Raw genomic sequence first — 22,360 nt, 5'->3', positions numbered from 1 at the left:
ATTTAATAAAGGCTCCATAATTCATTTTATGGGGCTTTTTTGATGCGCAATAAAAAAGCACTGAGGGGTTCAGTGCTAATCGCGATTGATATGAAAGAATTGAGAAAGTTTTACTTTACTGAACCGAATGTTTGACAACACGCCAACCTAATTGTAAGGACACCGCACAATGGTCGGATAAATCCTGTCCCTTTTCGTTTTGAAAAAGCTTTTTTTGAACCTGATAATTCTTTGCCTCAAATAGCAAATGATGGTTATTGCGATAGTAAATTTTATCAATACCTTCGCAATCCTCTGTCAACTCCAATGCTGTTTTCGCTTCAAAATTCACTTGATGCCCAGGAATATTACCTTTGTTGCGTAAACTTACCCATGCATCTACCAAACCTAAGTCCTTCTGAAAAGAACTGATGTTATCCAGCTCGTAAGCATAATGTGCATTAAAGTCGCCCATAATCAAAAGTGGTCTGTCAGCCGAATACTTTTTAATATAGGCTTTTAGCTGATTTATATTCTTCTGCCGGGCAATCGTTGCATTCGGATCATCCTGAGCTGTCGCATGTACATTATAAACATCAATAAATACCGCTTTGGCCAATTGAATTCGAGCATAAGAAAAGCCTTTAGGAGTCAGACAATCTGCACCATTGCAATCAGTCCAGCCCACCCGCTCAAACTCAACGATAGGATATTTTGAAAGTGTACTCAGCCCGTCCCCAAAAGGTACCCCACCCATATTTTCCGTTCGGTAGCTATGCTTATTTTCGCTGTAGAGGAACTTGTTGTAGTTAAAATCTTCCTGCACATTGACAATATCAAATCCGTTGATCCGATTGCCGATCGACGTAATACTGGAAGACCGCTCGGTTACAGCACTGGAAATCAATTCAGGGAGGCCAGCTATATTGTACGTTAACAAATTTAGTTTTCCGTAAGTCGCTTCCGGCATAGCTGCATACACAGCATTACTGAGCTTTGGCTGTTGTTTTGGTTTCAACTTAAAACCGAGCATAACGCCGGTAGACGCACAAATAAATAAGATGACAATCTTTCGAAACCCCTTAGGTCTAATTTTTTTTTCGAACAACAGATCTAATAGCATGGATTGAATATTTCGTTCACTCCAAAGCTACTGCGCCAACATTAGCTCTATTATTATATTCAATTAATTCTATTTTTAATAATTATGCACAAATCATTAAACACTAATAATTTATAAACACTATAATGACAAAAGGTTAATACCTGCATAGCATAGGAGTTACAGCTTTCAGCTATTTTTATACAATCCCTAATAAGAATAATATGAGAAAGGTAGCCTTCTTTACAGAGATACTCGTCGAGGATTTCGACGGTGCATCACGGACAATGTTTCAGCTAATAAACCGTATAGATCAGCAGAAATTCAACTATTTTTTTATTTATGGTGGCGGCCCTACGCAATTTCGCAACTTTCATTCTTACAAGGTACCCACATTCAAAATACCGGTCAACGACGATTATTGTCTCGCTATTCCACAGCTTATTAAAAAGAAACTTGAGCTCGCCTTAGATAAATTTGCTCCCGACATGATTCATATTGCTACGCCTTCCCTTTTAGGTTTTTTTGCATTAAATTATGCCAAACGAAAAGGTATTCCTGTCCTTACGATCTATCATACACACTTCATTTCATACATTGCCTATTATTTCAAAAACATACTCCCCTTGGTCAAGCCAACTGAACAATGGATGAAAAAAGCAATGAATAACTTTTATAACAAATGTGATATTGTCTATGTACCCACCAAATCTATTCTAAACGAATTACAGCAGATCGGCTTACAACAAGAAGGATTAAAACTGTGGCAAAGAGGAATAGACACAGCCTTGTTTAATCCCAATAAAAAGAATCTATCTCAGCTGCAGACTATCACAAAGAATAACAAACCAACAATCCTCTTTGTCAGTCGTATCGTCTGGGAAAAAAACATTAAAACGCTTATTGAAATCTATCAACAGATACAAGCTCAGAATCTTGACTATAATTTCATTGTTGTCGGTGAAGGAACAGCCAAAATAATTGCAATGCAAGAGATGCCTAATGCCATTTTCTTAGGAAAGAAAAGCCATGATGAGCTTGCAATTCTATATGCTTCGGCAGATGCCTTTGTTTTTCCGTCGGTCTCAGAAACGTACGGAAATGTCGTTGTCGAAGCATTGGCATCCGGACTTCCTTGTGTTATCGCCGATGGTGGGGGTTCGGCTTCCTTGATTCAGCACGGGAAAAATGGATTTAAGTGTCAACCTGAAAATGCAGCTGGATATGTTTACTACCTCAAAAAAATTCTCTCTGACGCGAGCTTAAAAAAGAATCTCATCACTGAAGGTCTATCCTATGTCGGACAACTGGATTGGAATAGACTATCTGGATGCTATTTTAATGACATTGAACTATTGGTTGACAAAACACAGGAAGTCGATTTGGCATGGGCAAACTAACAAACCCAAGCCAGCTCATCAAAGGTATTTTTCTATTTTTGATTCTGGCGTCCATCACTGTCTTTTTAGCGAAAAGCGACTTAAATGCCTTGAAAAAAGAGCTCTCCTCAGTTGGTTATCGCTTTATAATTATTTTGTTTACGACTTTCGCGGCCTATTTTGTTGGCACATTCGCTTGGTGGATATGCTTGGGCTCCGCAAAAAAGAAGGTCAATTTGATCGAACTCTTTGCCATCCGTCAAATCGGGGAAACCGTTGGACTATTTAACCCTACAAGCATTATAGGTGGTGATTTATTAAAGGCACAATTGATAACCCGTTATGACATTCCCTTAAAAGAAGGATTGAATTCAGTTGCAATATCCCGTATTACCGCCGTACTGTCTCAATTGACACTCTTTTTGATTGCTATGCTTTGGTTGGTATTTTCTCCTTTAAAAAATGAAATTATACGCTACGCAGGCCCAGTAATATATATGATCTGTCTATTTTTGTTCCTTTTGATGATCCTGATACTTTATTGGTTAATGGTTGCAAAAAGTCCCTCGCAAACCAAGGCTTCAACAGCAACACTTTTTGGAAAAGCAAAAGCGCATTTTCAGTCACTACTTTGGAACGTTAAAGACTTTTATCGGCATCAAAATAAGGTTTTTTGGTATTCTTACTTACTTTTTGCACTACATTGGATTATTGGCAGCCTTGAATTCTATTATATTCTAAAATTTTTGGATGTTGCAGTACAACCAATACATGGTCTAATAGTAGATATGAGTGTCATTGTGCTGAAAAGCATCGGTGCTTTTATTCCAGGGCAACTGGGCATTGAAGAAATCGCCAATAAGCTCCTACTCCATATGATCGGTATTACTGGAGGTAGTATCTGGCTCAGTGCTTCATTACTACGTCGCGGCCGACAGCTCACCTGGGTAGCGTTGGGTTTTATATGTTATCTATGCATCAAAAAGAAACCAGTACATGTACCCATCTGAAATAGAAATACTATTTGTCAGCCACAAATATCCCCCAAGTGTTGGCGGTATGGAAAAACAAAGCTTTGAACTGATCAATACTGCGGCTCTTTACTTGAAGGTACACACCTTAGTCTATGACAACCGGGAACCTCTTTTAGCTTTCTTCTTCCAGCTGAATCGCCGAATTCTAGCCAAAATTAACGATAACCCCGGCATCAAGCTTATTCACTTTAATGATGGATTAATTGCCTCTTTAGCCTCTTTTCACAAAGGATATTCCCATTTAAAACGAGTTGCCACGCTTCACGGACTGGATATTGTATTTCCCTTTCGCTATTTTCAGCGTAAGATCATACCGCGGTTTAACACATTTGATCAGCTTATTGCGGTTAGCCAAGCTACCGCCGACGCCGCCCATTTACGTGGTATCGATCCATCCAAAATTATTGTTATACCCAACGGTGTAGATCCGATACACCACTCCACTGAAAACAATGAACCAGTCTGCGAAAGCAAGCCCTATTTTATCACTTTGGGACGCCCTGTTAAACGGAAGGGCTTCTCGTGGTTGATGAAACATGTCATTCCCGCTATCCAGGGTGATTTCAAATTACTGATGGTAGGTCCATTCGATCACAAACCTACATGGAAAGAACGCCTATTGCGGCTTATGCCCAAAAAGATAAATCATTTAATCACCTTATTCCTCGGATTTCCGACCGATCAGGGCGAGATCAGAAAATTACTGAAAGCGTACCCCGAAAAAATTGAACATCTTGGAAAAGTCCCATTCGAACAACTGCAAAGCCTCTTGACCAACGCACAGGCCTTCTTGATGCCCAATATTGAAGTGCCCGGAGATATGGAAGGCTTTGGGCTCGTCTGTTTGGAGGCTTCTATAGCAGGCACCATTGTTGTGGCCGCCGAATTAGAAGGAATTACAAGCGCCGTGACACATCATTGCAATGGCCTGCTCCTGGCAAGCAAAAACCAAAATGCATGGATCGAACAACTTCAAGCCATTTTAGCAAATCCAGTCCATTATAAAAGCCTGAGCCTACAATTTAAACAAAATACCCTAAAACAATATAGCTGGGATATTATGGCCAGATCCTATTGTCAATCATTTGCGGACTTAGTTACAGCAGCAGACCAATAATTGACAGTAACACTTCATAGATTTGACTGCATCTACCATTTAGAGGAAATGGCTCTCCAGAAAGCAATTTTCAACATCTTTCAAGACGCAAAACTTTTTTATAGTGACCTGCTAACGTTTTATAAAAAATCAATTGAATCAAAGCGAAACATCCTACCAAAACAAGCCCCAATGGTGAATAAAAAGTTAGACCGATATACAGTAGCAATAAGAACAGCCGAAGCATCTCAAGTGGAAAAACCCAGTCTTCATGTTCCAGGAGCCCCCCAATACAAATGACGCTACAGAGAATAAATCCTCCGCCAATAAGGAGTTGTATGAGTTGCTGATAATTCCCATAAAGCAAAAAGAAAAAAAGAAGCGTTACCGTCAACATGGACTGAAAAAAAATATAGCGGCTTAACACCTGTGCGTGAACTTGCGGCCGAGCTCCTGCAAAAATGCGTTCTTCCAGTTCTTCCCGAATTTCAGGCTGTATGTCGTCGGGCCGACCAAATATCGTCCGCATTTTGTTTTTAAATCCTTCCGCCCGCTTAAATGACAAGCCTATTTCAAATAAATAATGAAAATGCTGCCAAAGAAAAGTGTAGCGATGAATAGGTTTGGTAAGACCATAGACACAGGGTTCATCCTTTTGTTCCGAGATAAATGTTCCAAACAGCTTATCCCAAATAATCAGGATATCCCCATAATTCTTATCCAAATAGAGTTCATTGCTGCTATGATGCACCCGATGGTGAGATGGCGTTACAAATATACGCTCCAAAATACCCAAATTTCCGACGGTCTGCGTATGGGAGAAAAATGGATATACGCCATGAATCAACAAAATAGCGGTCATCATAAAGGGCGGGAATCCCAAAAGGGGAATAAAAGCCCAAAATAACGAACGGAAAACGGCTTGAAATATGGTAATCCGGGCTGCTACGGTAAAGTTATAATCTTCACTTTGGTGATGTACAACATGAGCTGCCCACAACAAGTTTATTTCATGGCTATAGCGATGATACCAATACCAGAGAAAATCTGTAAATAGAAAAAGTATAACCCAGGTCCAAACATTCGCTTCAATGTGAAATATCGCAAAGTTTTGATACACCCAAACGAAAAAAAAGTAAAATAAACTAACAGAAAACATATCACACATACGCTCGACGATACCAACATTGAGATTTGAGATCGATTCATCAAAAGAATAAAAACGTTTCTGTTTTTTGAGGCTATACCAATATTCCAACACCATCAAGATTAAAAATAAGGGAATGATAAACGCCAAAAAATTAAGTTTTTCCGTATACATGCAGTCGCTATTTTGAAGACAAAAAATCTACCTTAATCGCAATTCAACAAGAACCGTCTTTTCTGATGCCAAAAGATCAATTCTTCCAAACTCTTTATTATTAAACAATCAATTTTAAATCAGGTTTTTCAATTTATGGTTTTTCAATTGCCAAAAATCAATGCTACATCATGTCCAAACAAGAAGAAACGTCAACCCAAAGTGCTTTTCTACCAAAAAAGAACCTGCACAAAAAAAGTCCTCAAAAAGTTAAACACTTTTTGAGGACTTCTGATTGAACGATAAATTGTTCTTCACGGATGGTGCACTATGATAACAGCGCAGCAGACGAACCCAATACTAATGTACACTGGACATATCGATCTGCGTTTTCCCTTGTTTGATCATCAATACAAAGGGCACACACAGCAAAAACACTACCCCGAGATACAAAAACACATCCATATAAGATAAAACGGTCGCTTGCTTCATTACACTCATGTCTAATATTTGATGCGCTTTGGCCAGCGCCTCATTAGGCGAAAAGCCTTTCGACTGAAAACTCATTTGCAATTGTTGCACCCGTTGTTGCACATCAAACTTGCTTGGATCTAAATTGGCAACCAGGTCAACACGATGTTTTTGGCTATCACGGGCAATAAATGTCGTGATCAAGGCAATTCCAAATGAACCACCCAACTGGCGCATCATCCCTGTAAAAGCTGCACCTTCACCAATTGACTTACCATGTAATGTCGATAGCGAGAGTGTCATCACAGGCACGAATAACAATCCTAAGCCAACGCCACGTAGAATCAGTGGCCAAAACATATGCTCAGATCCCGTATCATTGGTCATGAGACTATACATCCAAAAACAGAAGCCAAAAAAGATACTAAGCCCCACGGCAACCATATATTTTTGAGGAACACCATTTTGGATCATCTTTCCTATAAAAGGCATCATGATACCGGTCATAATCGAACTTGGTAATAAGAGCAAACCCGCATCGGTCGCTGTCCATCCCAAAATTGACTGGGTATAGATTGGAATAATAAAGGTCGAGCCGAACAAGCCAAAACCGAGGATAAAGCTCATCACTACACCCACCTGCAAATTTTTATCCTTCAATACACGCAAGTTAACAATGGGTTTGTCATACACCAGTTCCCGCCAGATAAAGAACAATAACCCGAAAACAGACAAGATTGATAAGCCTAAAATCAAGGGGTCGTCAAACCAGTCATCCTGTTGTCCATGTTCCAATACAAACTGAAGGGAACCAATAAACATGATCAAAAAGATCATACCAAACCAATCCACTTCCTTTGCAGATTGCTTTTGGCTATATTTAGGACTGCGCACAAAAGATAAGGTCAACAAGGTCGCAATAATCCCTAACGGCACATTGATATAGAATATATATGGCCAGGAGAAATTATCGATAATATACCCACCTAAAGGTGGACCAAGCGTTGGACCAATAATTACTCCCATACCATAAATAGCCTGAGCCATACTACGTTTTTCCTTCGGATAACTCTCTGTGATGATGGTTTGTGCTGTTACTAACAAGGCTCCACCGCCCATCCCTTGTATAAAACGAAATGCAACAAGCTCCCAAATGTTGGTCGCATTACCGCATAAAAATGAAGATACTGTGAATATGATAATAGAAGCCGCAAAGTAATTTCTACGCCCAAACTGTTGGGACAACCAGCTTGTCATCGGAATCACAATTACATTGGCAATTGCGTAAGCTGTGATAACCCATGCGACATCCGTCAATGTTGCGCCCAGTGAACCTTTCATATCGTTCAGAGCCACGTTGACGATGGTTGTATCCACGATTTCCAACAGCGCACAAAGTACCGCTGTAATCGTGATTACAACACGTCGAAAACCATATTCAACCAGACTATCTTGTTGATTTAAATTTTCCATAGTTATTGAACATGCACATCTACGTCAGCATTCATGCCCGGTCTGAGCAAAGCCACATTTTCTGCTTTATTGTCTTTTGTCAATTTGATCTTTACGGGTAAACGCTGAACCGTCTTTACAAAGTTACCCGTTGCATTATCTGGAGGCAATAAAGAGAAACGTGAACCAGTGGCTGGCGAGAAGGAGTTTACCTCTCCTTCAAACTCAATATTAGGATAAGCATCCACTTTAATACCGACTTTTTGTCCAGGTTTCATTTTTTCCAATTGCGTCTCTTTAAAGTTGGCAACGACCCAAGTTTCAATATTATCTACAATGTAGAACAAAGATTGACCTGGATTGACCATCTGCCCTGGTTGTACCTTGATATTCGATACCTGGCCATCCACAGAAGCAAGTACTGCAGTATAAGAAAGGTTCAATTTAGCCGCTTCAAGTTGCGCATTCGCTCTCTTTATATTTGCCTCAGCAACAGAAGTTTGCTTTGCAGCTACTGTAGTCTTACTCACGATTGCATTACGTTGTGAAGCACTGGCGTTGCGTTGTTGTTGTAAGATTTCAACCTGCTTATCAGCTTCCAATTTAGCCGTTAATGCCTGCTCATACTGTTGTTTGGTGATCGATTGGTTGTTGTATAAGTTTTGGTAACGGATATAATCATTGTTTGCTTGTTTCGCACGGATACGTGCGGCATCAATGCTTCCCAAATTCGATTGGATCGTTGCATCAGAGATAGCCACATTTGCTGAAGATGCAGATACATCTGCCTTTGAAACATCAAAGCTGCTTTGAGCTGCTGCCAAGGCGGCCAACGCTTCATCCACACGAACCTGATAATCCTGGCTCTCAATGGTGAACAACGTATCGCCCTTTTTCACCAAATCATTATCTTTTACATACACTTTCGAGATAAACCCGCCAACACGTGGAATGATCGGGCTCATATTTTTCTCTACCTGTGCATCATCGGTGGTCTCATGCGCTTGGCCGTGCATATATTTATACCCGCCATAAGCTCCTCCGAAGATGACCAATGCCGCCAAAATAATTGTAAATTTTTTATTTGTACCTTTTTTTTCCGGTGCGTTTTCTACTGTATTTTCCATGTCTAGATTAATTGCTATTTAATGTTTAAAGACCCATTTGCCAATAGAAGGTCGTAATATTTTTCAATGGTGTTTGCTTTGCTAATTGCCAGATTGATCTTGCTCTGTAACTGCTGTACATCGGCGGTTAATAAGTCGTCTGTATCTGCTATACCATTATCGTACTTATCTTTTGTAATCCGATAATTTTCAACCGCCTGATCCACCGCTTGGTGGTACACCACATCCTGCTTTTGTGCCAGCATATAGTTTTCATTGGCCTGTTGAACCTGAACTTTCACCTTATCATTTAATAATTCAATGTGCTCATCAATTTCTTTTATACGATTTTTCGCAACATTCACTTCTCTTTTGTTTTTATAAAGTGAACCGATGTCGTAGGATACACCTACACCCACCATGGCCGCATTTGTTACAGTAACCACTTTTTGCAAACCAAAAGCATTGTAACCTGCCGTTGCAGAAACCTGTGGCAATGTGGATGCTTTTGTTACCTTCAACTGGTCTTCTGCAAGCAAACGTTGAGACTCCAAAGATTTCACATCAGAACGCGAGGTTTTCGCAGCGTCATAAGATGCTTTTAAACCCAAATCAACACCGTTCACCTCAGCAAGATTGATCTGATCCAGCTGTGTATTTTCATCAATTTTCAAAAAATTAGCCAATTGATAGTTCAGCACCTTGATATTTTTCTGCGCCTCCTGAAGCGAAACCTGATAATTTGAAAGCTGCAGTTCTGCTTTTAACAGGTCGTTACGCGCGATCAAACCATTGTCCAACATCGCTTTAAAATCCGAAACACGCTGCTCCGACTGCTTGATATTTTCAGCAATCAACAAGTTGGTTTGCTGAGCCTTATAAAGACTTAGATAAAGATTCACTGCACGTATAGCCAGTTGTTCTTTACTTGCTACAGCGTTGTATTCCTCAGCTTTCAATGCATCTTTTGCAATATCAATACCGCCTTTAATACGTCCACCTGTATAAATTGGCATGCTCACCGAAGCCTGTCCTAACCACAATTGGTTTGCAGCAATATCCGGAGCAGAGCCCCCCTCACCTAAAGCCAACTTTAAATTCACATTTGGAGTAGTCATAGCCATGTATTGTCCACTCAATTTTGCATCAGGAAGCTGTTTCGATTTGGCCGTTTCAACTTCGAGCTGTCTCCCCAATATCTTCGTATCGGTAGACTTTGCTTCCACGCTTTGATTTGCGGCCAAGTGAATTATCTCTTCCAAAGTCATGTGTTTGTTGTCTTGCGCCAACAGACCCATAGGACTTAAAAGCAATAAAGCACTCAAATTGGCCAACTTATTTTTCATATGTCAATAAAGCTTTAATTGTTTTCTGTATAAATTCTGTTAAAGTTGTTTCAATATAATTTGCATAGTCCTCATCGTTATCGATATGCAACTGATCCTGTAAAAAACAATGGTTCATCTGAAAATTCATAAATACGCCCATCATCATGGAGTGGATCAAGATGGGATCATATCCTGCTTTGAATACCCCTTGTTCTACCCCCGCATTGATAACAGACGATATCACTTCAAGATTGTGCAGCTTGAGTTTGCGAAAAGCCTCCGAGATCAGCATGCGCTGTTTTAACGAACTTTCAATGGTAATGATATGATATAGCTTACGATGGGAGTTCATGGACTTAAACGACCTATCGACCATGGCGTCAATTTTGTCCAATGCATTATCAATAAGCGCCAGCTCATCCACATTGATCATAAAATCAGGAACACGCCATTCAAAGAAAGTATCCAGTAGCTTGTCTTTAGAACCAAAATAATAATTGATCATCGCGACATTTACATTCGCCTCATTGGCGATATCACGAACGGAAGTTCCATCAAACCCTTTTGTTGCAAAAAGACGCTCAGCTGCAAGCAGGATATCAATCTGTTTCTCGTTAAATTCCATTTTAAACCTCTATCTTTTATAGATACAATCGCAGATTCGTAGCGATTATAAAATACATTCTCGCTAAATGCGCGACAAAGTTAAACAAACGTTTAATTTAAACAAGTGTTTAATTATTAAATTTGTGTAAAAAAAAACACCATTTCTGGTGTTTGCTATGCGGATGGAATCAGTTGAGGATCTTGTAGACCATTTCTTTTAGAATTTCCTCACTGCTGAAATTGCTCGGGACATTGACTCCCTTGGATTTCAAATCTGTTTCTTTCAACACATTGAGCACATCGAAAGTTTTCCGTCTGTTGTAATTTCTTGCAGCAAGCTCGTATTCTTTCAAAAAGAAAGGATGTACCCCCAATTCTTTTGCCGCGACCGATTTGTCAATCAGATAATGGTATTTGAGAATCTTCGTGAAGTAGGTAGCAATTTGTCCAATGACCATTACCAGCGGATTATTTTTGGGGTTGGCCACAAAATAATCAACAATCTGATAAGCTTTTAGGGCATTGCGTTTAGCCAATGCTGTATTTAATTCAAAAACATTGTAATCTTTGGAGATGCCAATATTTCGTTCAACATCTTCCATGCTGATCTCTTGACTCTTTTGAACATTAAGCATCAGCTTGTCAAGTTCATTAGACACTTTGGACAGATCATTACCGAGATAGTCCGCAATCATCATCGTCGCTTGCGGATGAATGCGCCAGCCGGCATCTTTCACATACGCTCCGATCCAAGGGCCCACCTTATCGTCGTATAGTTTGGCCGCATCAACAACTAGTCCTTTTTTTTCAAATACCTTATAGATCTTTTTGCGTTTGTCAAATTTCCCATGTTTAAAACAAAACACAAGAATGGTTGTCGGTGTAAGATGCTCCAGGTATTTGGTCAACAGTTCTTCCGTATCCGATTTCCATTTCAGCTCCTGCGCTTCCTTGATAATAATCAACTGATAATCACTCAACATGGGATACCGTTTTGCTGCATTGACAACGGTAGACATATCAATATCTTTTCCATAGAAAATCGATTGATCAAAGCCCTTCTGCGCATCATTCAATACTGTTGCTTCCAAAGCGTCGGCAATGGTATCAATGAAATAACTCTCCTCCCCTTGCAATAAATACACTGGTTTAAAAGACCTGTTCTTAATATCGGATAAGATCGGATTTATGTTCATATATAGTCTATTTATTCGCCCGCTGTAGATCAGTTGCCCCCCATTTGTTTCCGGCATCCAAGCGATCTGCTAGCGCTAAAATCATCCCATGTCACCGCACATCAAAACGTCTATCGAACTCGAGCATGGGCATTTTATGCGAAGCAAAATTACGATTTTAATGGCAATTCAACCGAGTAAACTCCGAAAATTACGCTTTTATAATTGACTCCTGCACCGCGATTACATTAAACTATTGATTTAATGCCATGAACATTCAGCAACATAGCTTTCACCATCTCGTTAAGTAATCGCATCATAAATACAGACCTCGGGTTTCCCTAACCTAAAAAATCAGACTAGTCAAAAAAACACATATTTCAGACTTCACGAATTTATTTCTTTTGCTAAAATTTTAGTATATTTGTGTATGTTTTCACCGACTCCACTGAACTTACCGCCGTTTAAAGCTAAAATATCCAAAAAGAACAATGCGATTTACATCTTTGATGAGCTCAGAAAAAAGGACTTGGTATTAACACCGGAGGAATGGGTTAGACAGCATTGGATCAACTATTTGTCGCTCATGAAAAATTACCCCAAAACACTGATGCATATTGAAGGCGGATTGAAATTAAATAACCTTCAGAAACGAAGTGATTTATTGATTTACAACAGTAGCGGGCATAAGGTCGTCTTAGCCGAGTTTAAAGCGCCACATATAAAAATCACACAACAAGTATTTGAGCAAATTGCAAATTATAATACGGTTCACCGTATACCATACCTGTTAGTGAGCAATGGTATGAATCATTACTATTGTAAAATTGATTTTATAAACGCGTCTTACGAATTTTTGGAAGACCTCCCCAACTACAACGAAATTGACTAAGGAGCTATGCATGAAATAGATAAAGAATTAATCCGGAGATACAGTATCCTCCAGGTCCTGAAAGGGGATCACCGAAAAAATGTAAAGTAGATGTAAAACATCTTTTCAATTTATTTGATTTTTAAAATATAGTTTTATATTAGTCCTACAGAATAGAAAAAATAAAAAGATGAATATAGATAAAAACGAATTCAGAAAATATGCAGTAAAGCATCACCGTATTGGAAGCCAACATGTTGATAGCTTCATTGCTCGTACAGAGACAAGCATTCCGACAAACCTTACACCTTACATCGTTGAAGAGCGTCAATTGAACGTTGCTCAGATGGATGTGTTTTCGCGTTTGATGATGGACCGTATCATATTTTTAGGCAGCGGTATTGATGATCAGGTAGCCAACATTATTCAGGCACAGCTCTTGTTCCTACAATCTACCGATGCACAACGTGATATCCAGATCTACATCAATTCACCAGGTGGAAGCGTATACGCTGGATTAGGAATTTATGATACCATGCAATATATCACGCCAGATGTAGCGACGATCTGCACAGGTATTGCTGCGTCTATGGGAGCTGTTCTTTTAGTTGCTGGTGCAAAAGGCAAACGTGCAGCCTTACGTCACTCACGCGTCATGATTCACCAACCTTCCGGTGGTGCACAAGGAGTTGCTGCCGACATGGAAATCAACTTACGTGAGATGATGAAATTGAAAGAAGAATTATACACCATTATTTCAGATCATTCTGGACAAACTTACGAATGGGTAGAAAAATCTTCAGATCGCGATTACTGGATGAGAGCCAATGAAGCCAAAGAATTCGGTATGATTGACGAGATTTTACTTCCTAAGAAGGAGATTATTAAATAACAATGGCAAAGAATAACGATAGAGACATTCACTGTTCGTTTTGTGGCATAAGCAAAAATGAGGCCCAGATGCTTATTGCAGGCAACGGAGCACACATCTGTGACAGATGTATCCAGCAGGCAGGCGAAATCTTGGCCGAAGAATTAAAACAACGAAAAAGTAAAACTTTACAGACTGCTTTAAAGTTGATCCGTCCTTTGGAGATTAAAACTCACCTGGATCAATATGTAATCGGTCAGGATGATGCGAAAAAAGTAATTTCAGTAGCAGTTTATAATCACTATAAACGTTTAAATCAGAAAGTGGATAAAGACGAGATTGAAATCGAAAAATCCAATTTGATTATCGTTGGTGAAACAGGTACAGGTAAAACCTTGCTGGCAAAAACTGTTGCCAAGATACTCAACGTCCCCTTCTGTATTGTGGATGCAACTGTATTGACAGAAGCAGGGTATGTAGGGGAAGACGTAGAAAGTATATTAACACGTTTATTGCAAGCAGCAGATTATGATGTAGCCTCTGCAGAACGCGGTATTATCTATATCGATGAGATTGATAAAATCGCTCGTAAAAGCGACAATCCGTCTATTACAAGAGATGTATCGGGTGAAGGTGTGCAGCAAGCTTTATTGAAGATTCTGGAAGGTACAGTTGTAAACGTTCCACCTCAAGGCGGCCGTAAACACCCGGATCAAAAAATGATCGCAGTCAATACAAGTAATATTCTATTTATCTGTGGTGGTGCATTCGACGGTATTCAAAAGAAAATTGCAAACCGTCTGCGCACGCAAACAGTAGGTTATAAAATGAACGAAGACGAAGAGGAAATTGACTTGAACAATCTATACAAGTATATTACACCTCAAGACTTAAAGAACTTTGGTTTAATTCCAGAGTTAATTGGCCGTCTTCCTGTATTGACTTACTTAAATCCATTGGATAAGGAAACTTTACTGAGCATTTTGACTGAACCAAAAAATGCATTGGTAAAACAATATAAGAAGTTGTTTGAATACGAAGGTATCGAACTAAAATTTGATCCTGACGTATATACGTTTATTGTTGATAAAGCTGACGAATTTAAACTTGGAGCCCGTGGCCTCCGCAGTATCTGCGAAGCCATTATGCTGGACGCCATGTTTGAGATTCCGTCAACAAAAGAGCAAACGGGACAGAAAGCATTAGAAATTACCTTGGACTATGCGAAGACAAAATTCGAAAAGTCCGATTTAAAAAAGCTTAAAGTCGCTTAAAAAAAATCCCGTTCGCTGAACGGGATTTTTTTTTAGAAAAGAATTAAAAATCTTATATTACAATAATAACATAGCCATAACGGAATGTTGACAGGAAGATAAGAGATTCAAGAAATTAAATTTAATGACTATGACAACAAAGAAAAGTGCAAAGAATACCGTAAATAGTCCGATCACACCAGGTTTAAAAACCAAAGAAGAAATCGTGAACAACTGGCTTCCTCGTTATACGGGAAGGCCTTTGGAAGAGTTTGGGGAGTATATCCTTTTAACGAACTTTTCAAAATATATCCACCTATTTTCTGAAATGCATGATAATGCGCCTATTTATGGCGAAGACAAACCGATGCAATCCGTCACTGCCGGAGGTATCACCATTATCAACTTCGGTATGGGAAGTCCAATGGCCGCAACCATTATGGATCTATTGTCAGCGATTGCTCCAAAAGCCGTTCTATTCTTGGGTAAGACGGGGGGTATCAAGAAAAAAATTCCTGTAGGTGAACTGATTCTTCCAATTGCCGCTATCCGCGGCGAGGGAACATCGAATGACTACTTTCCACCTGAAGTACCCTCATTACCAGCCTTCGCCATGCAAAAGGCCATATCCACTACAATTCGGGATCACCAACGTGATTACTGGACTGGAACGGTATACACCACCAATAGACGGGTTTGGGAACATGACAAAGCTTTCAAAAAATATTTAAAATCAATCCGTGCCATGTGCGTTGATATGGAAACCGCAACGATATTCAGCGTCGGATTTGCCAATAAGATTCCAACAGGTGCTTTACTGCTCGTTTCGGATCAACCGATGGTACCAGAAGGTGTCAAAACTTCTGTCAGTGATGTAACAGTTACAGCAAAATATGTCGAAGCACATATCAGTATAGGCATCGATGCCTTAAAACAGCTTATCAATAACGGATTAACCGTGAAGCACCTTAAATTCTAAGGTACAAGGCAATCAACATCATATTTTCCTTTGGCTGGAAAATATGATGTACTACCCTCCATAAAACCATAACTACCAAACCCTTAAACTATTAAACATTATTATTGATTAATAATTGAACAGTTATTAATTATGATTTGAGATGTTAACAAATGTTAATCTTCACAATAATTAAACTATTTGACGTTTATATTGTAATAATCATATTACACTACATATATATCGTAAAAATTAATCAAACATTGTGAAGAAAAAAACATTATCTATTTTCAAAGTATCCGTATTGATTTGTTCAGCCTTAGCCACGCAGGTAAGTTGTTCTTCAAGTTCTTCAAAAGAAAATAAAACCAATGAAAAAGCCGTAGCCTTACCCGTTTATACCGTCACTAAATCAGATGCGATCACCATCAAGGATTATTTAGGGACTATTGAAGGTAAAGTCAATGTCGAAGTTCGCCCGCAGGTCGAAGGTCTGCTGCAGGAAATTTATGTTGATGAAGGTTCTTTTGTACAAAAAGGTCAGAAGCTGTTCAAAGTAGACCCCTCAACTTATCAGGAAAACCTCAATAACATGGTTGCTACAGAGCAGGTCGCCAGAGCCAAACTTAAAAATGCACAGCTCGAAGTCGACCGACTGAAACCACTGGTTCAAAACGACGTTATCTCCGATGTCAGACTGGCATCGGCCAAATCAGATTACCAAGTAGCCAAGGCAACACTGGATCAAGCCATCGCTGCCGTACGTTCGGCTCAGATCAGCAAGGATTTTACAGTGATCACCGCTCCGGTAAGCGGTTATATTGGCCGGATTCCAAAACGCATTGGGAATCTGGTCTCAAAAGGTGACAAAGAACCCCTCACCTATCTTTCAGACATCCAGGAAGTGTATGTTTATTTCTCCATGAATGAATCTGACTTTCTTTATTTTTCCAAAGCACAGGCAAAAAAAGATAGCCTAGAAGGAAAAAAATACAACCAGAATCAGAAGCTTGTATTTCCCGAAGTTACGCTCGTCCTTGCAGATGGTGAAGAATACGCAAAAAAAGGTGTAGTGGATGCCGTCAATGGCCAGATCAACCGTACTACAGGTGCGATCTCCTTGCGTGCGACATTTCAAAATCACGACAATATACTTCGATCCGGAAGTAGTGGCACGCTTAAAATTGCAGAGGTTAAAAAAGACGTTCTTCAAATCCCCCAGATTGCAGTCAATGAATTGCAGGATAAATCCTTCGTGTATATACTGGACCAAAACAACAAAGCACAGAAACGAAATATCCAACTGACAGGCAAAAGTAAAAACAATTATATCGTCTACTCAGGACTACAGGAAAACGATCGCGTTATTACCAGTGGATTTGACAAATTGACCGACGGTTCACCAGTAACCCCGATTTTACAGAAATAATTATCTATCATTTTTACATGCTACAAGGTGTCGGGCATACTGTACACTTCATGTAGCGTGTTTAAAATTCCATATATATGCTAAAAACATTTATAAATAGGCCTGTATTAGCCACGGTGGTTTCCATTATCCTGGTAATCTTGGGCTTAGTGGGGCTAAAACTGCTGCCTGTTTCGCGCTTTCCGGAAATTGCACCACCAAGTGTGCTTGTTTCTCTAAGTTACCCGGGAGCAAATGCCGAAACTGTAGCAAAAAGTGTTTTGCTACCTATCGAAGAAGCCATCAATGGTGTAGAGGATATGACCTATATCAAGTCGTCGGCCTCCAATTCAGGATCGGGAAGTGTGTCGGTCTATTTTAAGACCGGTACAAATCCTGATATTGCCTCGGTCAATGTACAGACACGGATTTCCAAAGCAATCAGTTCCATTCCGGCAGAAGTAAATGAGGCCGGAATCACGGTCATGCCACGGCAAACGGGTGTCATTATGACCATCAATCTCTACTCCGATCACCAGGATAGTGCCTACGACGAAACCTTTCTCCAGGCTTATGCACAGATTAACCTGATGCGGCCTTTGCTGCGTGTTGATGGCGTAGCCCAGGTTTCCCGTTTGGGAGCACGGGATTATGCGATGCGACTTTGGTTGAACCCCGAAAAACTAGCCCTGTATAACCTCGTCCCGCAAGATGTAACCAACGCTATAAAAGATCAAAACTTTGAGATTGCCCCCGGTAAATTTGGAGAAACCTCAGATGAAGCTTTCGAAACAGTGATCCGTCATAAAGGGCGTTTCACCACACCGGAGGAATTCCAGAGTATTGTCATCAAAACCAACAGCGACGGTTCAGTGCTCTATTTAAAAGATGTGGCACGCGTCGAATTCGGCGCCACCAATCTAAGCAGCGACAATAAGGTAAATGGACATCCCGGTCTTACACTCAACTTAACACAAACCAGTGGTTCCAACGCCCATGATATTGATATTGCCGTCAGAAAGGTTCTCGAAGAACAATCCAAAACATTTCCAAAAGGCATACACTACGAGGTGACCTACTCGGTACGTGACCAGATCGATGAATCGATCAACCAGGTTGAGCACACCCTTTTTGAAGCCTTTATCCTGGTATTTATTATTGTCTTTATCTTCCTGCAAGATTTTAGATCCACCTTGATCCCTGCAATTGCAATCCCTGTTTCATTGGTGGGAACCTTCTTTTTTCTGCAGCTTTTTGGATTTTCGCTCAATGTCCTGACGATGTTCGCCCTGGTGTTGGCTATTGGAATCGTAGTGGACGACGCCATTGTCGTCGTCGAGGCCATCCACGAAAAAATGCACAGCACAGGAATGAAACCCAGAGCCGCTACATTATCGACGATGTCCGAAATTACGGGTGCTATCCTGTCCATAACCATGGTCATGGCGGCTGTATTTTTGCCTGTAGGATTTATGGAAGGGCCAGCAGGTATCTTTTATCGCCAGTTTGCTTACACCCTTGCAACAGCGATTCTGATTTCAGCGCTCAATGCCTTGACTTTAAGTCCAGCCCTATGTGCGCTACTCCTGAAAGCCCCGCAACAGCATACCAATCAAAAAAACGGCAAAATCAATCAATTTAAAGATCGCTTCTTCAAAGCATTCAATACCTCTTTTGATCGACTGACTGCCCGATATGTCTCGATTGTAGAAATACTGATCAAGAATAAGAAAATAGCCTGGGCAGGTTTAATTTTAATTACAGCACTTGGCATAGTGTTTATGATTAAAACACCCAAAAGTTTTATTCCGACAGAAGATGATGGATTTATCACATACAACATTGCCCTCCCTCCCGGCGCTTCATTGAGCCGAACAACTGAGGTTCTTCATCGTGCCGATAGTATTTTGAAGAAAAGACAGGACATCAATGGAATGACAACTGTTTCTGGTTTTAATGCCCTGGACGGAAGTTCAAGCCCGGCATTTGCCGCCGGTTACATTACCTTAAAACCACATGCCAAACGCGAGCACATCAAAAATATCAATGCGTTTATGGATACCATCAGAAATGATCTATCCCAGATTAATGAAGCAACGTTTACAGTATTCCCCCGCCCTACCGTACAGGGTTTTGGCGACTTTGCCGGAATTGAAATGGTTCTTCAGGATCGAATGGGTGGTGACATTCGGGACTTTAACACCATTGCAGATACCTTTATTAACCAACTCAATACCTTACCGGAAATACGAAGTGCTTACACAAGTTTTAAATCAAACTTCCCTCAGTACGAGGTAAATATCGATGCCGTAAAGGCAAAATCTCTGGGAGTTGAGATCAAAGATCTCATGTCCACAATCCGATCTTATTTTGCACGTGTACAGGCGAGCGATTTTAATCGGTTTGGTCGCCAATACCGGGTTTATGTCCAATCAGATTTCGACTTCCGCAAAGATCCCGAATCCTTCAATTCAATTTTTGTGCGCAACAGTAAAGGCGAAATGGTGCCTATTAACACCATATTGACCTTAGAAAAGACGGTGGGTCCAGAAACCATTACGCGTTACAATCTATACAATGCAATTGCAGTAAATATTACACCCGCGGAAGGCTATAGTACGGATGATGCCATGCAGGCTATCCAAAAATTGGCCGACAACAAACTTCCGGGGAATTACGGTTTTGAATGGACGGGCATGAGTTATGAAGAAAGTCAATCCGGTTCACAGACCATCTTGATTTTTGCACTTAGTATCCTATTCGTCTACTTCCTGCTTTCCGCTCAATATGAAAGCTACATTCTTCCTTGGGCCGTGCTATTATCTATACCAGTAGGACTGATCGGCGTATTTTCTGTGATCAACCTTGTGGGACTTCAAAACAACATCTACGTGCAGGTGGGGCTTATTATGCTCATTGGCTTATTGGCCAAAAACGCTATTCTGATCGTCGAATTCGCCGTCCAGGAGCGTAAAAACGGAAAAAGTATCGTCGAAGCAGCCATTAGCGGCTCCAAACTGAGATTACGGCCAATCTTGATGACCAGTTTAGCCTTTGTTGCGGGCCTGGTGCCCTTGATGTGGACGGTTGGCCCGTCGGCGATCGGTAACCATTCGATCAGTTTCAGCGCTGCCGGCGGCATGCTCTTTGGTGTAGCCTTCGGCATCTTTATCATCCCTGTACTCTTTGTCGTATTCAAAAGCCTGGATGAAAAACTACATGATAAACTAGCTAAAGAAGAGGAAGAATAATGAAAAACATAAAAAAATACCTTTCGGGAATATCGATCATCATTAGTCTCTTAGGTCTGATGAATGCCTGTAAGATTGGCAAAGATTATGTGCAGCCCAAACTCAAACTTCCCGAAAACTTTCGCGGCGATACATTGGACTACTTTGGAGATACCTCCAGTATGGGACTGATCCATTGGAAATCCTTCTTTCACGATCCTACCTTGAAACTACTGATTGATTCTGCCTTGGCCAATAATTTTGAGATGAAAACTGCACTACTCAACCTGCAGATTTCAAATCGGGTTTTAGCGCAGAACAAAGCCAATTATCTGCCGAGTGTCAATGCGACAATTGCCAATGGAAACCGCACCTGGCGATCGAAAGACTTCGGCAGTGGTCCGCTGACCAAATATTACGATCATAAAGGTGAAAAGGCACCGCAAAATATGTTTGTCTATCAATCTATGTTTGGTTCCGATATTAATTTTAGCTGGGAAATAGATATCTGGAAGAAAATAGGAAGTAAACAAGAACAACTTTTAGCCGAATATTTGGATACACAGGAGGCAAAAAATGCGATACAGACCTCTATCATAACTGCTGTCGCAAAAGGTTACTTCAATCTTTTGATGCTCGATGCCAAGATTGAGGTTGCCAAACGTAACGTCCAATTAAACGACAGTACGCTGCGCATGATCAAGCTTCAATATGAAGCGGGTGAGATCACCGCCTTGGCGATCCAACAAACACAATCACAGCGTCTATTGGCGGCCTCCCTCGTTCCCGAAATCGAAAAGGAAATTGTCATCCAGGAAAATGCGCTACAGACACTGACCGGAAAATTACCCGATAGCATCAAAAGAGGCACTTCTTACGAGCATCTCTTCGCTGAAAGCAAAGACATCTCCTTAGGTTCCCCAATCGAAATTGTGCGCAATAGACCAGATATCCGATCATCTGAATTTCAATTGATGGCAGCCAATGCAAATGCCAATATCCAACAGGCCATGCGTTACCCTTCATTGACCGTAGGCGGCGTATTGGGGGTAAATAGTATGCTCCCCAAAAATTGGTTCAATATACCAGGGGCATTGCTCGGTGGAATAACCGGGAATTTGACCACACCTATTTTCAAAAACAAAACCTTGAAAACACAGTATGAGGTCGCTAAATTGGAACGTGATAAAGCCGAAATCCAATTGCAACAAAAGGTCGTGGAAGCCGTAGCCGAAGTCTCTAATGCAGTGGTCACGGTCGACAAGCAACGGGAGCAATTGTCTTTGGCCAAAGAAAGAGTCGATAATGCACATCTTGCCGTTAAAAATGCGGGTTTACTCTTTAAAAGTGGTTACGCCACATATTTAGAGGTGATTACCGCGCAAAGCAATGCCCTAAACAGTGACCTCGATCTCGTCGAGTTAAGGCAACAGCATTTAGATGCATTTGTGGATCTGTACCGGGCACTCGGAGGAGGTTGGAGATAAGGATTTAAAACGTTATTTTTGTGGTATGACTCCAGAAGAATTACAACACTATTTTCAATCCAAAGACTTGCCTGAATCGTTAGAAATACAGCAAGATATGCAGGTCTTCGACGTACAACGTTTCTTGAGCACAAGTTTTATCCATGTTGGATTATGGAAAAAAGATCTAAACAAATGTCCATCCTGGATTAGACTTCTTAAATTCAAGGATGCTTTAGAAAATAAAGAAGAGGCCTAACATCTGTTAGACCTCT

18 protein-coding genes are annotated in these 22,360 nt (G+C 40.5%); 11 read left to right on the top strand and 7 right to left on the bottom strand.

Annotation, left to right across the window (positions count from 1 at the left end; genetic code table 11):
* Positions 1 to 115 precede the first annotated feature (115 nt).
* Positions 116 to 1,102: an endonuclease/exonuclease/phosphatase family protein gene (locus OK025_RS17535; protein ID WP_317665728.1), complete on the bottom strand. Its 987-nt coding sequence runs from the start codon at positions 1,100 to 1,102 to the stop codon at positions 116 to 118.
* Positions 1,103 to 1,305: 203 nt separating this feature from the next.
* Here OK025_RS17535 and OK025_RS17530 point away from each other — a divergent pair, with 203 nt between their 5' ends.
* From OK025_RS17530 to OK025_RS17520, 3 genes are read left to right on the top strand one after another with little or no spacing between them, the layout of a single operon-like run.
* Positions 1,306 to 2,481, top strand: coding sequence for a glycosyltransferase family 1 protein (locus OK025_RS17530; protein ID WP_312330457.1), 1,176 nt, complete (start codon positions 1,306 to 1,308; stop codon positions 2,479 to 2,481).
* Entirely contained in the window at positions 2,469 to 3,470 is a 1,002-nt protein-coding gene (locus OK025_RS17525) for a lysylphosphatidylglycerol synthase transmembrane domain-containing protein (protein WP_317665723.1), read from the top strand. Before OK025_RS17530 ends, OK025_RS17525 begins: the two co-directional genes overlap by 13 nt.
* Complete coding sequence (locus OK025_RS17520; protein WP_317665721.1) at positions 3,457 to 4,611, top strand: glycosyltransferase family 4 protein; 1,155 nt, start codon at positions 3,457 to 3,459, stop codon at positions 4,609 to 4,611. Before OK025_RS17525 ends, OK025_RS17520 begins: the two co-directional genes overlap by 14 nt.
* 70 nt (positions 4,612 to 4,681) lie before the next feature.
* Here the strand turns inward: OK025_RS17520 and OK025_RS17515 are convergent, their stop codons facing one another.
* From OK025_RS17515 to holA, 6 genes are all read right to left on the bottom strand, one after another.
* The gene (locus tag OK025_RS17515) at positions 4,682 to 5,911 is read right to left on the bottom strand and encodes a sterol desaturase family protein (protein WP_201667849.1); all 1,230 of its coding nucleotides are present in this window, start codon (positions 5,909 to 5,911) and stop codon (positions 4,682 to 4,684) included.
* Positions 5,912 to 6,250: 339 nt separating this feature from the next.
* A complete protein-coding gene (locus tag OK025_RS17510; RefSeq protein ID WP_317665718.1) occupies positions 6,251 to 7,834 on the bottom strand; it encodes an MDR family MFS transporter in 1,584 nt (527 codons plus the stop codon).
* 2 nt (positions 7,835 to 7,836) lie between these two features.
* Positions 7,837 to 8,940, bottom strand: coding sequence for an HlyD family secretion protein (locus OK025_RS17505; RefSeq protein WP_317665716.1), 1,104 nt, complete (start codon positions 8,938 to 8,940; stop codon positions 7,837 to 7,839).
* A 14-nt stretch (positions 8,941 to 8,954) separates the two neighbouring features.
* Positions 8,955 to 10,265, bottom strand: coding sequence for a TolC family protein (locus OK025_RS17500; protein ID WP_317665714.1), 1,311 nt, complete (start codon positions 10,263 to 10,265; stop codon positions 8,955 to 8,957).
* Positions 10,255 to 10,872 carry a TetR/AcrR family transcriptional regulator gene (locus OK025_RS17495; protein WP_317665712.1) on the bottom strand — a complete coding sequence of 206 codons (618 nt, stop codon included), beginning with the start codon at positions 10,870 to 10,872 and terminating at the stop codon, positions 10,255 to 10,257. The genes OK025_RS17500 and OK025_RS17495 overlap by 11 nt, the downstream gene beginning before the upstream one ends.
* A 169-nt stretch (positions 10,873 to 11,041) precedes the next feature.
* Positions 11,042 to 12,049 (bottom strand): DNA polymerase III subunit delta, encoded by a 1,008-nt coding sequence (gene holA / locus OK025_RS17490; RefSeq protein WP_317665710.1) that lies wholly within the window; start codon positions 12,047 to 12,049, stop codon positions 11,042 to 11,044.
* Positions 12,050 to 12,458: 409 nt separating this feature from the next.
* Between holA and OK025_RS17485 the strand changes: the two genes are divergently transcribed.
* From OK025_RS17485 to OK025_RS17450, 8 genes are all read left to right on the top strand, one after another.
* Positions 12,459 to 12,920, top strand: a complete 462-nt coding sequence (locus tag OK025_RS17485) for a type I restriction enzyme HsdR N-terminal domain-containing protein (RefSeq protein ID WP_317665708.1) — start codon at positions 12,459 to 12,461, stop codon at positions 12,918 to 12,920.
* A 169-nt stretch (positions 12,921 to 13,089) separates the two neighbouring features.
* The gene (gene clpP / locus OK025_RS17480) at positions 13,090 to 13,791 is read left to right on the top strand and encodes an ATP-dependent Clp endopeptidase proteolytic subunit ClpP (protein WP_046674530.1); all 702 of its coding nucleotides are present in this window, start codon (positions 13,090 to 13,092) and stop codon (positions 13,789 to 13,791) included.
* Between the two features lie 2 nt (positions 13,792 to 13,793).
* Entirely contained in the window at positions 13,794 to 15,044 is a 1,251-nt protein-coding gene (gene clpX, locus OK025_RS17475; RefSeq protein ID WP_317665705.1) for an ATP-dependent Clp protease ATP-binding subunit ClpX, read from the top strand.
* 124 nt (positions 15,045 to 15,168) lie between these two features.
* Positions 15,169 to 16,002 (top strand): AMP nucleosidase, encoded by an 834-nt coding sequence (locus tag OK025_RS17470; protein WP_070565520.1) that lies wholly within the window; start codon positions 15,169 to 15,171, stop codon positions 16,000 to 16,002.
* Between the two features lie 244 nt (positions 16,003 to 16,246).
* Positions 16,247 to 17,410 (top strand): efflux RND transporter periplasmic adaptor subunit, encoded by a 1,164-nt coding sequence (locus OK025_RS17465; RefSeq protein WP_317665703.1) that lies wholly within the window; start codon positions 16,247 to 16,249, stop codon positions 17,408 to 17,410.
* A 77-nt stretch (positions 17,411 to 17,487) separates the two neighbouring features.
* Positions 17,488 to 20,640, top strand: a complete 3,153-nt coding sequence (locus OK025_RS17460; RefSeq protein WP_317665701.1) for an efflux RND transporter permease subunit — start codon at positions 17,488 to 17,490, stop codon at positions 20,638 to 20,640.
* Positions 20,640 to 22,106: an efflux transporter outer membrane subunit gene (locus tag OK025_RS17455; RefSeq protein ID WP_317665699.1), complete on the top strand. Its 1,467-nt coding sequence runs from the start codon at positions 20,640 to 20,642 to the stop codon at positions 22,104 to 22,106. The genes OK025_RS17460 and OK025_RS17455 overlap by 1 nt, the downstream gene beginning before the upstream one ends.
* A gap of 25 nt (positions 22,107 to 22,131) precedes the next feature.
* Entirely contained in the window at positions 22,132 to 22,344 is a 213-nt protein-coding gene (locus OK025_RS17450) for a DUF6965 family protein (protein WP_317665697.1), read from the top strand.
* Positions 22,345 to 22,360: the final 16 nt, after the last annotated feature.

This window comes from Sphingobacterium sp. UGAL515B_05, from assembly GCF_033097525.1.
GTDB lineage: Bacteria > Bacteroidota > Bacteroidia > Sphingobacteriales > Sphingobacteriaceae > Sphingobacterium.
Note: the sequence above shows the minus strand (reverse complement) of the source record. Positions and strands in the feature narration are given on the sequence as shown.

Coding starts and splice junctions, on each gene's coding strand:
- OK025_RS17535 (WP_317665728.1), bottom strand. CDS start 1,102: ATGCTATTAGATCTGTTGTTCGAAAAAAAAATTAGACCTAAGGGGTTT.
- OK025_RS17530 (WP_312330457.1), top strand. CDS start 1,306: ATGAGAAAGGTAGCCTTCTTTACAGAGATACTCGTCGAGGATTTCGAC.
- OK025_RS17525 (WP_317665723.1), top strand. CDS start 2,469: ATGGGCAAACTAACAAACCCAAGCCAGCTCATCAAAGGTATTTTTCTA.
- OK025_RS17520 (WP_317665721.1), top strand. CDS start 3,457: ATGTACCCATCTGAAATAGAAATACTATTTGTCAGCCACAAATATCCC.
- OK025_RS17515 (WP_201667849.1), bottom strand. CDS start 5,911: ATGTATACGGAAAAACTTAATTTTTTGGCGTTTATCATTCCCTTATTT.
- OK025_RS17510 (WP_317665718.1), bottom strand. CDS start 7,834: ATGGAAAATTTAAATCAACAAGATAGTCTGGTTGAATATGGTTTTCGA.
- OK025_RS17505 (WP_317665716.1), bottom strand. CDS start 8,940: ATGGAAAATACAGTAGAAAACGCACCGGAAAAAAAAGGTACAAATAAA.
- OK025_RS17500 (WP_317665714.1), bottom strand. CDS start 10,265: ATGAAAAATAAGTTGGCCAATTTGAGTGCTTTATTGCTTTTAAGTCCT.
- OK025_RS17495 (WP_317665712.1), bottom strand. CDS start 10,872: ATGGAATTTAACGAGAAACAGATTGATATCCTGCTTGCAGCTGAGCGT.
- holA (WP_317665710.1), bottom strand. CDS start 12,049: ATGAACATAAATCCGATCTTATCCGATATTAAGAACAGGTCTTTTAAA.
- OK025_RS17485 (WP_317665708.1), top strand. CDS start 12,459: ATGTTTTCACCGACTCCACTGAACTTACCGCCGTTTAAAGCTAAAATA.
- clpP (WP_046674530.1), top strand. CDS start 13,090: ATGAATATAGATAAAAACGAATTCAGAAAATATGCAGTAAAGCATCAC.
- clpX (WP_317665705.1), top strand. CDS start 13,794: ATGGCAAAGAATAACGATAGAGACATTCACTGTTCGTTTTGTGGCATA.
- OK025_RS17470 (WP_070565520.1), top strand. CDS start 15,169: ATGACTATGACAACAAAGAAAAGTGCAAAGAATACCGTAAATAGTCCG.
- OK025_RS17460 (WP_317665701.1), top strand. CDS start 17,488: ATGCTAAAAACATTTATAAATAGGCCTGTATTAGCCACGGTGGTTTCC.
- OK025_RS17455 (WP_317665699.1), top strand. CDS start 20,640: ATGAAAAACATAAAAAAATACCTTTCGGGAATATCGATCATCATTAGT.
- OK025_RS17450 (WP_317665697.1), top strand. CDS start 22,132: ATGACTCCAGAAGAATTACAACACTATTTTCAATCCAAAGACTTGCCT.